Annotated in this window: 7 protein-coding genes; 1 reads left to right on the forward strand and 6 read right to left on the reverse strand. The window is 55.9% G+C overall.

The genetic code is table 11. From position 1 onward, the window contains the following. Positions 1 to 242: 242 nt before the first annotated feature. The 5 genes from D8M21_RS11090 to D8M21_RS11110 all read right to left on the reverse strand — a co-directional run bounded on the left by D8M21_RS11090 (position 243) and on the right by D8M21_RS11110 (position 10,386). Positions 243 to 716 carry a hypothetical protein gene (locus tag D8M21_RS11090; protein ID WP_126855909.1) on the reverse strand — a complete coding sequence of 158 codons (474 nt, stop codon included), beginning with the start codon at positions 714 to 716 and terminating at the stop codon, positions 243 to 245. A 979-nt stretch (positions 717 to 1,695) separates the two neighbouring features. Beyond that, positions 1,696 to 2,511, reverse strand: coding sequence for a hypothetical protein (locus D8M21_RS11095; protein WP_126855910.1), 816 nt, complete (start codon positions 2,509 to 2,511; stop codon positions 1,696 to 1,698). Beyond that, positions 2,512 to 3,528, reverse strand: a complete 1,017-nt coding sequence (locus D8M21_RS11100) for a hypothetical protein (RefSeq protein ID WP_148110450.1) — start codon at positions 3,526 to 3,528, stop codon at positions 2,512 to 2,514. Between the two features lie 744 nt (positions 3,529 to 4,272). After that, entirely contained in the window at positions 4,273 to 9,969 is a 5,697-nt protein-coding gene (locus tag D8M21_RS11105; protein WP_126855912.1) for a DUF6531 domain-containing protein, read from the reverse strand. A gap of 132 nt (positions 9,970 to 10,101) precedes the next feature. Continuing rightward, complete coding sequence (locus D8M21_RS11110) at positions 10,102 to 10,386, reverse strand: hypothetical protein (protein WP_048681360.1); 285 nt, start codon at positions 10,384 to 10,386, stop codon at positions 10,102 to 10,104. A 306-nt stretch (positions 10,387 to 10,692) separates the two neighbouring features. Here D8M21_RS11110 and D8M21_RS11115 point away from each other — a divergent pair, with 306 nt between their 5' ends. Next, a complete protein-coding gene (locus D8M21_RS11115; RefSeq protein WP_126855913.1) occupies positions 10,693 to 12,684 on the forward strand; it encodes a serine/threonine-protein kinase in 1,992 nt (663 codons plus the stop codon). A 51-nt stretch (positions 12,685 to 12,735) separates the two neighbouring features. Here the strand turns inward: D8M21_RS11115 and D8M21_RS11120 are convergent, their stop codons facing one another. Further along, on the reverse strand, positions 12,736 to 13,209 hold the full coding sequence (locus D8M21_RS11120) for a DUF805 domain-containing protein (RefSeq protein ID WP_053089985.1): 474 nt from the start codon (positions 13,207 to 13,209) through the stop codon (positions 12,736 to 12,738). Between the last annotated feature and the right edge of the window lie 117 nt (positions 13,210 to 13,326).

The following is a 13,326-nucleotide window of genomic DNA, read 5'->3' on the forward strand; positions in this document are numbered from 1 at the left end:
GGCACGTCGAGGTCTTCCGGACGGGTTGTGTGAGAACTCCCATCATCGGAAGACCTCGACCCTCACCCCGACACCGACGCGCCGCCCCAGGTCGCACCACAGCTACACCCTCATCTGTGAAGAGCCGCTTTCCCACTAGCCCAACCGCCTTAGCAATCGGCCCTCCCATAGCCCTCAACCCAGTATCCACAGCAACCGACTTCCAGTTAACTTCTCCGGTGGTGAATTTCTTCGAAGCAACACTAAATCCGCCGGACCACATCGCCATTCCCAATGGGTCCACCAACCCCTGTAGCCATCAAAAATCCACCGCCAACTATCGCGGCCCCTGCGGCTAGGTACTCCCAGTTATCCCCCACCCAATTCCATACAGCACCAGCAGCCTTCTCCAACGGACTCTTATGCGCCTCCGTATACGCATGCAACTCATCCGCCGACATCGGAGACAACCCCAACGGATCCAACGCACCCACCGGATCATTACCAGCAAACGAATACGGATTACCCGACCAACCAGCACCCACCACAGGATCCAACGGATCCACCGACAAAAACCCACGAGAACCCCGGTCAAACACCCGAGCCCCCATCCACTCCAAACCACCCAAACTCAAAGCCCCACCGGCCGTCAGACCAACAGCAGAACCCTGACCCAAAAAACCAGCAACATCAGCACCCACCACCGGAACCGACCACGGATCAGAAACCTCCGTCACACGAGCAGGCTTCCACCCCGCAACAGACCACGAATCCCCCACAGCCACACCAGCAACAGAAGCCACCACAGACATCTGGCCAATACCAGCCAATGCCGGCACCACCGACGCCGAATCCCAACACAACCCCGTGCCATTCACCCGACGCGGCTCACCCGTCACATCAACCCACACATCCACCGCAGAAACCAGAAGTTATGTCTTTCCAAAATCAGAACATGGATTTATTACATTAGATCAGAAATATATCTAGGTACGTTGTTCAATCAATACTGTCAGATCATGACTATCGCAAGACTATTATCAATCCCGTTCGACCTATTCCAACACAGCTATTCACTAGATTGCTATCACGAGTTCCGTACGGTCATTTTAATGCTGCACCGCAAATTTTGGCCCTCAGCCTTCAACCGCCCATCAAGATCTCTAGCCGCCCTGCCATGTAGCATCCACTCAAATTGTTTGCGGTCGCTTGAGAATTTGTCCCTTTTCCCAGAAATAAGGCGTGTCGCCTGGATCTAAGAATCTCTCTTACTCCAACTACTTTTGTCTTCGGAGATGTCAGGGCAGCCCTTGCTAGAGAGTTTAGTACGGCTAACCTCTCCCGGCCTTCCATTTGATCCTGTTGCTACGATTGAATTTTCGATTGTGCATATTCCAGTTCTGTTAGCTAGATTTTTATTCCAGCAATCAACAAGATGACTAAAATTTTAGCCTCGATTGGAAGCCAATATGTTCAAGCTCGATTGCACCAAGGCAACTGATACCTATTTTGCGCGTATAACATTATTAGATCTAATGGCTTTATCGAGGTCTGTGGCATTCCGGCAGCTCGAGTATGGTGGAATCCCAAAATAGATAACCCATAGCTCCCCTAAATCAAACGATTTATCACTTCGCAGAGATCAAATAGGGCCCGTAAACATGGGATCCAATGGTTACCTTGAGGTGAGGAATTTAGTATTATTCCCTGTTCAGCTTAGACGTGAGATTCTCCGGTGCCCATTACATCGTCAATCCAAGTCAGGAAGGTCTCGGTCGACTTGACGCTTAACGCCATAATAGTATTATTCGAGGACTCTGGAAAGTAGAAAACCACGCTGTTATAACCAATACCATTTCCTAATTTACTTAAGTCTGTCCCTTCGTGACAGTGCTGGTAGACGGTCACGAATGCCGGTTCGCTGGTGGAACTCGATGCATCAACGATTTTTCCTCGAGGAAATTGACTGTCAGACAATTCGTCCAAATCGAATTTAGCTTGGAGAGACCCACTCTGGAAAGAGACCATAGGACTTGCAAATTGATCATCCAGACTTATATATTCCAGATTAATTTCAGCATCTTGGTTTTTTACTTGATCTTTTGAGGATATTGTGACTCCATCAAAGCTGACCTTCTTTTTGACTTCACGGCTGATTTTTATGCGTTCATCTGCATGATTTTCTTTCTTGTTACCCCTTGAGCTCCCTTTATCTTCTGGGTCTCCAAATATAATATTGAATATATAGATGGCGGATAGTACTCCCATGAGATACGGCAAGTTGGTGGGCCAGCCTTCGACTCGTATGCCGAGCGCAGAGTATACAAACGTAGTCGCGATCGTAACAAAGAATATAAATGGCGCAAATTTCGTCTTGCGAAACACCGCTAATAGTGCAACTGAAATAGTGGCTCCGGCAACCCACGCTAATATTTTTCCGGCAAATATCGATATGTTAATATGATTCCACGGTATCATTCCAATTGCTATTGTAATTAATGGAATTATGGAGTTTTTTATCCTTCTTGGCATTTAGAGTCCTAAGCCGTCCTGGATTTTGTCGGTTCCGTACCCAATGGATGTACCAATGATTGTTCCAGACACCGCGGACCCGTACATCGTTCTCGTATTCGTTTGGGAGACGTTCGTCAGTCCGTTCATACTCTTCGGCGCAATGCTTTGCATTTGTTTTAGCGTATTGACGCCTCTTTGATTCGTGTAATAGCCAACTGTTGGATTCTTACTAACTTTGTCACCAACTTTTGCAGATACGCCGGACGTTGCAGCCGATGTCAAAGCATTTTTGCCGCTAAGGTCTCGCCCAGCATCAGCCTCGGACAATACTGACCCTCCAGCTCCAACCCCCATTGTTCCAAGAGTCTTGATCGATGTGGATACGTTTCCATTGGCGTTAAAGTTGATGTTCTTAGTGATGTTATTCGGCGCCGCCTTGAAAACAGAGCTACCTTTGATTGTCGGCCCTATTTTCTTAGCGAGTGTACCGCTCGCGGGGCCCAAATTGGCCCCAGCAGCAGACGCCACCGTACCTCCAACCACGTTTCCCGCGAAGTCTCGACCGTTTTCGATCCTGCCTCCATGCGTCGCAAGGTACTGAACTGTGGACCCCGCGCCACCAGCCACCCCGTTAACCCCAGCGTTAATTCCCATTGCCTTCGCAAGCTGAGTTCCACCGGAAGTCATGCCCTCCGTGGCGCCCTTAGCAACTGCCATGCCAGCACCACCCACCGCACCGGTCGCAGTCCCAATCAATGCGTCCTTACCCGCGTTCTTCCAATCCACTGACCCGTTAGACGCCTTCTGCGAAGCTACCGAAACGCCACCAGACATCAGACCCCCAGCACCAGCCATCAACGCCACACCGGCAATGCCACCCACTCCACTACACATCAGCGCGAAGCCGCCAAAAATGGCCACCCCCGCGGCCACATACTCCCAATTATCTTTCCACCAGTTACCTACAGCACCAGCAGCCTTCTCCAACGGACTCTTATGCGCCTCCGTATACGCATGCAACTCATCCGCCGACATCGGAGACAACCCCAACGGATCCAACGCACCCACCGGATCATTACCAGCAAACGAATACGGATTACCCGACCAACCAGAACCCGCCTATACCAGGGTGCCTGAACTCAGTGGATCTCCTGTGGTTGGGCATATGCTACTGTGTATTTCGCATACTTACCCCATTAGCCAAATAATGAATATCATTGATGCTGCAGTTAGCAAGCTATAGACAATCAGCTTCCACCATTTCACTTTTTCTTTGGGCATTGGATTTATCGCCTCATCGTAGAATCTCTAGGTTTGGCAAATGGCTCGAATGGCACATTCTAATCATATTTTAATTCTATACGCGGTGTGTTCATTTTTATGCAATTGCCATCCACCTACTTGCATTTCAACCTTATTACCTTTGTTATTATTTAGAGCATCCGACACCTCTTGCAGTGAACGATTTTCGTGTGTGTTACTCATGACCACCAACCCGCATTCCTTGGTTCTGATATATATGCTCTTAGTTGTCGCGGATACATTTCCACTGCCGGACTGCGCAGTCAGTTTTGAGCTTTCAACCGTACAGGTTATATTCTGATGGTAGAATTTATTTACTACCGTATTTGCTATATTGACTCCCGGAAATGCCAAGAGCGCAACAATAAAACAGAGAAATATTAGAACACTCAGGATTGTTCTGAAAATCCTATACGAAAGCGGTCTATCCTTCCAAGCGATTTTCGCGCTCTTTGATTTAGACATCATCATCCTATATTATCTAGCATCAATGATTTGCTTCGAAAACGCCTTGGATTGTCCCTTAGCAGCGCTTTTAAGTCCCGCCTGATTGGCATCATGCCACGAGCCTCCGTCCGCTCCTGGGTGGTCCGTTAGATAATAGTTACTAACTCCGGATCCATAGTCGATGCCTCTACTACCGACCCAATTGGTAACTCCCGTCGATGCTTCAGAGCTTAAGGCCCGGTTTATTACCGAACCATCGGGACCGATATTCCCCATAATTTTAGGAGAAGCCACCTTGAGCATTTTTCCAGATACGGGAGACATGGAGCCTGTTGCCACTCCCCCTGCCGCCGAACCAACTAAGCCTCCCGGTGTATGCGGACCAGGACCGGTTGCATAACTAAGCGCATTGTTGACAGAGTTCCCAACGCTTCCCTCAATCATCTGGCCAGGTAGGGTCCGCCGGAAGTGATGCTGTTGAGCTACCTCCATTCCCTTCTGCACGACCCCTTGACCTTTAGCTTCGATGCCGCTTCCAGCCTTGGTAACCCAATTGATCCCGGGTGTTGACACCTTCGTGAATGGAATTGGTTTCTTTATGAAGTTCTTGGTAGCTGCCCAAGCCTTCGACGCGCCCGTCCCAATCTTTTGCACGACCGAACCGGATGAAACAATTTTGCTTCCCACCGTCGAAATAGCACCGCCAGCTATCTTGCCTGCCGCCATAGCCGCACCGCCACCGGCAAGACCAGATACACCACCAATCAACGTATCCTTACCCACCTGGCCCCAATCCACGTCACCCTGCGCCTTCTGACTCGCAAGCGATATACCACCCGAGAGCATCGCTCCCGATCCGGCCATCAACGCCAACCCTACCGGCGCCCCAACCCCGGTAAACGTCAACGCAGTACCCACAATGCCGAGACCAATCGCCGCCCCCGCGGCCACATACTCCCAATTATCTTTCCACCAGTTACCTACAGCACCAGCAGCCTTCTCCAACGGACTCTTATGCGCCTCCGTATACGCATGCAACTCATCCGCCGACATCGGAGACAACCCCAACGGATCCAACGCACCCACCGGATCATTACCAGCAAACGAATACGGATTACCCGACCAACCAGCACCCACCACAGGATCCAACGGATCCACCGACAAAAACCCACGAGAACCCCGGTCAAACACCCGAGCCCCCATCCACTCCAAACCACCCAAACTCAAAGCCCCACCGGCCGTCAGACCAACAGCAGAACCCTGACCCAAAAAACCAGCAACATCAGCACCCACCACCGGAACCGACCACGGATCAGAAACCTCCGTCACACGAGCAGGCTTCCACCCCGCAACAGACCACGAATCCCCCACAGCCACACCAGCAACAGAAGCCACCACAGACATCTGGCCAATACCAGCCAATGCCGGCACCACCGACGCCGAATCCCAACACAACCCCGTGCCATTCACCCGACGCGGCTCACCCGTCACATCAACCCACACATCCACCGCAGAAACCGATCCACCATCAGCATCCTCAGTGGCCACAGACTCCACAAACCCGGTCGGACCCCACGCAAACTCACGCACAGAACCATCCGCACGAACCTCACGAACCCGACGGCCCAAACCGTCATACACAAACGACGCTTCCGAACCATCCGAACCCACAACCGACAACAACTGCGATGCCACGTCGTAGGTGTACGAGAATTCCACACCATCGCGTGACTCTCGGACCAAACGCCCCGCCACGTCATAGACCCACGTGCGGTCCATATGCTCGGCACCGGAGTTCTTTGACCCCACCAGCTGCGACGCTTCATCGTAGGAGTAGACCGTCAAACCACCGTCAGACTCATCGACCGAAGCCACCCGACCAGCGGCGTCGTAGGAGACCTGCGTTGTGCTCGACTCGCCCTCCTGCGAAACCCTCCGGTGGGTCACCATCTGCCCGTCCCGGTATTCCCAGGTTTGCTCACCGGCTCCAGAAACGGACTTCACCAAGCGACCTGCGGCGTCGTACTTCAAGGTGATTTCGCCGGCTTCAGGCGCATCAACGGAAACCACGCGGCCGGCGTCGTCGTAGGAATACGTCGTGCGCCCAACGGGGGTGTCCATGAAGGTGCGAGCGCCGTCGGCGTCGTATCCCCATGCCATGGAGGTACGTTCTCCCTGGGTTTCCAGGTCACGGCGGATCAATCGTCCTAGACGGTCGTAGCTCAGCGTGTGAACGGCCTTAGCCTCGGGGCATGTGTAGTCGTTCAGTACGACATCGCGTGATTCGGAATTGCAGATGGACTCGGCAATCAACCGGCCGTCCACAGTCACGGATTTCTCGTACCCCGCCTCGTCAAAAGCCCACTCCGTGCGTTGACCGGTCGGTTCGACCTGCCAGAGCTGACGGCCGGCTGCGTCATAACCACCGGTGGTGACACGTCCGGCCGGGTCCACCAATTCGACGACCTGGTCCATCTCGTTGTACACGCGACGGCTCACCGCACCCATCGGGTCGGTGACGCGGACCAGTCGACCGCGGGCGTCGTACTCAAAATGAGTCTTTCCGCCCAGGCCATTGATTGCTTGAACTAGCTGGCCGGCCTCGTCATAGGAGAACCGGCGCTGCCCATAACGTCCGTCGGATACGTAGACCAGGTTCCCGACCTTGTCGTACCCGTACTTTGCCGTGCTGCCAGCGGCAGAGGTCGCTTCGACAACCCGACCCATGACGTCGTAAGTCACCGACTCGACGTCGCCGCTCGGCAAGATCCGCTGAATCACGCGAGAGTCGGCGTCGTAGACCAGGCGCGTGACGGCACCGTCGGGCTCTACCTCAGTCTCTGGACGGCCACACGCGTCGTAGGTGAAGCGAGATGTCTTGCCTCCGGGGGTGGTGATTGCCGTGGTTCGGCCCGCGAGGTCGTACTCGATCTTGGTCAAGCCACCCTCGGCGTCGACCAACTCCACGGGTCGACCGCACTCGTCGTACGAAATCAGTTCCACTGATCCGTCGGCATCGGTGGTCTTCTTCGGTCGACCGTACTGGTCGTAGTCGGTGCGAACCGAGGAAAAGGCGTCCCGGACCTGGTCAAAGCGCGCGGTGCGGTCGTAGTCGACGCTCTCCGTCACGCCGGTCGGATCGGTCACCGAGGTCAGCGCACCATTGCGGTCATAGTCCCGCAGCCATGTACCACCGGCGGGATCCACAATCTTCCGGACCTGCGAGAGCCCATCGTGAACAAACGTCCATGCCGAATCGTCAGGAAGGATCAGCGACTCAACGTTGCCCATTTCGTCGAAGACGCGTGACATGCGACGTCCGAGGGGATCGACCGTAGTCACCAGGTCGCCCGAAGGACTGTACTCAAATTCGGTGCGGGCACCAGCGGGATCCACGATGGCCGTGATTCGGCCCCCGGCGCCATGTTCAAACCGCCAGCGCGAGCCGTCAGCATCAACGCGCGACGTCAGCAATCCGAGGGCATCGTATTCGTACGCAGTGCGCGCACCTGACGGCGAGATAGCCTCAATCACGCGGCCCGCGTCGTCGCGGACCAATCGCGCGGTGTCCCCGGCGGCATTGGTTGTCGAAACGAGGTCACCCAAGGAGTCGTAGCCGAAACGAACCGACACTCCCTCCGGGTCCTGAACCTGCTTCAGGAGCCCGTCCTCCCACGTGAGTTTGCTGCGCCCGCCGGCAGGGTCCACGATGACCGAGGGGTTCCGTTCGACGTCGTCCTGATACTCGTACTGCACGACGGCGCCGGAGTCGGTGACAACGGTCGTCGGACGATCCTGCTCATCGTATCCATAGGTGAAGTCCCCACCCTCGGGAGTCACCTCACGCGTCATCCGTCCACGTTCATCAAAACCACGGACGGTGATCGAACCATCACGCTCGGTCACGGAGACGCGGTTACCGAAGCTGTCGTACGCCATGGACTGGCGGTTGTCATCCGTATCGATGATTCCCACCACTCGGCCACGCTGGTCGGCGATCCACGTGTTGGAATTGCCACCGTCCTCGTCCGAAACCACCGTGACACGACCCGGCAAATACCCATACCGAATCCGACGCCCATGTTCGGAAACCTGACCGGTCACCCGACCCTGCTGGTCATACGTATTGGTGACCTCGACGACGCCTGTTTCGGCGACGACGGCAGCAATGAGTCCTTGCTCATCGATCCGGTATTCGCGAGTACCGACCTCGGTACGGACCTGCACCAGATTCGTGTTTTCGTCATACAAGTATTCGAGACGACGCCCGTCGGAGGCCCTCGCCACCGCCACTCGCCCCTCAAGGTACTCAATATCGATGAATCGTCCACGAGTGTGAATAAGCCGGGTAATTTCCCCGTCCTGATCGCGCAACGCCGCAATGGTGGCTCCAGGGCCGGATCCGGCTCCCAGCCACTGTCCACTGAGAGTAAATGCGGACCAGCCACCCTCGTTATCGCGAATCACCCAGCCGGAGCGGGAGGTGTTCTTCTGGCCCTCGTGCTGTGCCAGAAGCTCAGTCATTTCGGACAGAATGTGACCGTCAAAGTCCTCTTGGGCCAACCAAAATGGCTCGCCGTCGGCCCGACCATAACCGGAACCTTCACGCGGGAACAGCACATGGCGGCCGTCGTCCAAAACGCACGTGGCGCTCTCATCGTTGAGATGCAACGTCGTGTCAAGAATGGATGCCCACCCCGGGCCAAATACCCCGCGAGAGGAATCCGGCTGAACCACCTCGACGCTGTTATACATACGGGTCAGCGCCAGGGAAGCACTCGCCCCAGAAAACTCGAGATCAGTTTCGGGCTCAATGAAGTTACCGGTGGCTGTGTTAACCGGGTCATTGGCGTATCCGGACGTCGGCGGATGGCCCTTGACCTGCGGGGGATTGATGGTCAGATCCTGACGTGACGCGGAGACACCGTTGGCCTCAAGGGACGCCTGAAGGGCCGCATCGGAGACGGTCTTGACGTTTCCATCGCCGCCCGCCGCTTCGAAGGCGTCGGCCACCGTATTGGCCCAGTCGACGTCATCCTTATTGAGATCGAGCCACTTTTCGAAGTCCTTCATCAACTCATCGGCGTTGAGAGATCCCCAATCGCATTGGCTCGCGAAGTCCGAAAGTTTGCCGCCCAATTCTCCTGGTTTGCTGGCCAAGGCCTCGTTATTCCCACTGGAACCACGAGCAAAAGAGCGCAGGTTCCCCGGAACGGCCGAGCTGACGCCGCCCCCTCCACCGCCGGAAGAGCCCGGGGCAGGCGTCTCTCGATTTTTCGGGGGAGCCGCCGCCTGGGGCTGGTGCGGGGGAGTATCAGGCGGCCCCACCGGAGGCTCATCGCTGTCGGTGAAGCGGTCCATCACTTGGTCATCAACAAACTTTTGAAACCCATTCCGCGACTCCCGCTTTTGGGTCCATTCCCTGGCCTGCCGACGGCGTTCGTTTTCTTTTTTCGCCGAGTCCCGCAGTTCACCGGCAGACGTCGCAACCTGACGCAATTGCGTGCACAGCTCGTCCGCGTCCAAGGCCGCGGTCCTGGCATTCTCCGCAAATAGAGTGGAGAAATGTCCCTTGAAGTCTTTCTTGCCCGTCTCGACATCACCAGACCGAGAAGACTTCTGTCCATCGATCAGTTGGGCACAGTTATTGAACGCCGAGATGACGTCTTCGGCAACGCCAAAGTCGAATTTGACATCGCTGCCAATTCCCTTGAGGGCATCAGACACGGGACACTTCTCCTGAAGCTAGCATTTCAACTTTTATTTTAAGTAGATAGGAACAGCAAAAATGGGGCTGGTGCGAGGCCGTTCGAACCAACCCATCACATCAGCCCCACCTTGCTGGAACGGGCGCGGAGCTTACGCGCCGCCGCCGGCGGTAAAGATATCCGTCGAAATCTTGTGGAGCTGCGTGCGGAGCTCGTCGAGTTCCTGCTTTGCCTTCTCCAGGGCGGTCTTGGTTTCGGGCCAGGTCGACGAGCGGAACTGCTCGGCCAGCGGACCGTCCCAGACGTTCGGCTCGGACAGGCGCTGCCCCTGGGTGTCGAGCTGTTGGATCTGGTCAGTCAGTCCACCGTCGATGATGTTCTGAATCTGGGTGATGGCCTGCTTGGCCTCTTCACTGCTAAGTACGCGTCCTGACATGTCATCCCATCCTTTTTCGACAAGTTTTGAAATTGTTTAGCCGTTACACTAATCGGCCAACCATTGCGAGATTTAGATTACATGAATCAATCACGACATAATATTCAATATTCAAGGGAAGGTATTTTGCTTGACAATGAAAATATCTCAACTTGCCACAAGCGCCCGAGCAGCTATTGAGTGAAACCGGTGCCCCTCAGTCACAGTCTGTAAAAAACATCGGCGTCGAGAAGGCAGGGCCCGGATGAGCCTCGTCGCGTATGCTTTGTCACGGCACATCGCGGGTATTCAGTCAGGGGTCCAATAGTGGAGGGAATCCAGCAGGGAGCACCGCTCGGCGCATTCTACGAATTTGCAGAGAAAGTCGGTTCCGGCGCCATGGGCGAAGTGTGGACCGTAACGCATTCCCTCACCGGAGAGATACGGGCGGCCAAGGTTCTGCACCCGGAACACGGGACGGATCCCAAACTCGTCGAGCGATTTATCCACGAACGCTCGCTTCTGCTCTCACTCCACCATCGGGGCATCGCCCGGGTCCGAGACCTCGTCGTCGAGGCGGATCGTCTCGCGATCGTCATGGACTACGAGCCCGGCGGCACCCTCAGCGAATATCTATCCCACCATTCGACGCTTAAACCCTCTGCGGCGCTCCTGGCGGTGACTCAGGTATTCGATGCTCTCGCGTATGCCCACGAGCACGGCATCGCGCATCGCGACGTCAAACCGGAAAATGTCCTCCTCTCCCAACAAACCCAAGGCGATCTCGACGGCGTCCTGCGCGTGACCGACTTTGGCATCGCCTCGTTGACCGAATCGGCCACCCGCCACTCCACCGGGATCATCGGCACCCCGTACTACCTCTCCCCGGAGAGCATCACGACAGGGGTCACGGGAGGTCCCGCCGACGTGTATGCCACAGGCATCATGCTCTACGAACTGATGGCCGGGAGAACGCCCTTCGCCGGACCGGGCACCGACTTCGCGATCGCCTACCGTCACGTCAGCTCCCAACCACCCCGGTTGGACCTTCCGCTACCACTGTGGCAAGAACTCATGGGCTTGCTATCCAAGAATCCGGAAGATCGGCCTTCCGCCGCGGAGGCCGCCGGAAAAACGCGCGTGCTGGCCAAGAAATACCAAGACCTCGACGCGCTGGCGCCCCTCCCCGAGCCCATGTACTTCGACGAGGCAGAAAAGCCCACCACCGCACACCGAGGTATCGTCCCTGATGCGGAAGGAAGTGACTCAGGGACTGAAGACGCGGTTCCGAGCGAAGCCGAAGAGGCGGTCCCGCAAGAAACTCCCGAATTGGGGGACGGCGGGCAGAAGACGATCGTCCGTCCCATGGCGCGTCCCGACATCGACGAACCGCTGGATCAAGAGCCCTCCCATCCTGAGGAAGCCAACCGCCGCCCGGCGTGGTTAACCAACAAGGTTCTCTTGTTGAGCGGCGCAGGCGTGATCCTGGTGCTTGCAGTGGTCGCGGCTCTCATCTGGGGTCCGGGAATGTCCAAGGACAAGCCGAAGGAATCCTTTGCCGCCCAGGGTGAGCCCGCCTCGCCCTTGCCAAGCGGCTTATCCGTGCAGCGTTCGGCAGAATACGATCCCAACTCCGGGACAGCTCGCCTGAAAATTACCTATTCCGCCCAGAAAGCGGACCTCTCTGGCGATTTCCTCGAGGTCATTCCCGGAGTCAATGGCGGATCCTGCCCGTCGGTGGATTGGGAGGGCGCGTCCGCCCAACGAAATCAGGTCTCAGTTACCGGGCTCGAAGCCAAATGCGGTTGGCAACTCAAAGATCTCAAGATCCCCGCTAATGATTCGACCGAGGTCACCGCGACGGTTCACATGGACTCTTCCTCAGAGAAAGACCTCAAAGACTGGGTCAAGTCCGTGGGAGACAAGACCGAAGATGCCACCACGGACGAAAGTGCCCATTCCACGGCCTACCCAGCACAGCGCCTCACTGACATTCAGGTCAAGGCTCCCGACAGAGCGGTCAATCAGTCTTCACTGAATATCTCCCTATACCCGATCTGGCCGAGCGGCCCGGATACCCTCAACCCGCTTTTCGTCAGCCCATCCAAGGGCGAGCCGTCAAAAATGCTGTCGTCGATTTCCTCCACTAAACAGGACGTACATTTCACCGACGGATGCGCAGGAAATACCGTAGTGTCCAAGGACGGAAAATCGGTCACCGCCCTGTCCGTTGCACCCCAATGCAGAGTCAACGCATCGGTAGGAAATTTCACGGACCTACAAAGCAACGAATTCAATATTACCGCCCGAGGCAAATAGAAAACCCGCCGGTCCCCTGGCGGGCCGGCGGGTTTTTCTCCGCAGGAGGTACTAGCGCATGGGCTGATTGACGTTCGGACCGGATGCCTGCGGCGGCTGCCCGTACTGCTGCACCGAGGATTGCTGGGCGTCGAATCGTGCACCTTCCGGCTTACCGGGCAGCATCTCCATAATGAGCACGGCCAAACCTCCCAAAGGGACCAAGTACAGCAAGTAAAACAATCCGCTGAAGTTCGCATCGTGCAGTCGGCGCACGCCCAATGCAATTATCAAAATTCCGAACAACGGCAACAATCCCAGGAGTATGATTCGCGCCGGAATGAGGAACGCCTCGTTTCCCTTTTCATATCGCTGCGTTGCGGCTTCTCCCGGAGCCGTGTAATACGTCCATTCACCATACGACGGAAATACGTTGGCGCCCAGGTGAACCAGGACAAAACCGACGACAATCGGCACCACAATGAGCAACAACCACACCCACCAGAATTCCGACCGTGAGGCGCGTCCCGAAAACCGGCTCTTCACAATTCGGGGTGTAGGTGTGGTCTGAATCCGCCGGCTTCGAGGAGTGCGCGGGCGATGTAGTTGGTGAGGTTGCGGAAGCCGAGGGCCAGGCCACGCAGGTGCTCGAGGCGACCGTTC

The organism is Kocuria sp. HSID16901 (genome assembly GCF_003989425.1).
GTDB classification, from domain to species: domain Bacteria; phylum Actinomycetota; class Actinomycetes; order Actinomycetales; family Micrococcaceae; genus Rothia; species Rothia massiliensis.

Coding starts and splice junctions, on each gene's coding strand:
- D8M21_RS11100 (WP_148110450.1), bottom strand. CDS start 3,528: ATGTCGGCGGATGAGTTGCATGCGTATACGGAGGCGCATAAGAGTCCG.
- D8M21_RS11095 (WP_126855910.1), bottom strand. CDS start 2,511: ATGCCAAGAAGGATAAAAAACTCCATAATTCCATTAATTACAATAGCA.
- D8M21_RS11110 (WP_048681360.1), bottom strand. CDS start 10,386: ATGTCAGGACGCGTACTTAGCAGTGAAGAGGCCAAGCAGGCCATCACC.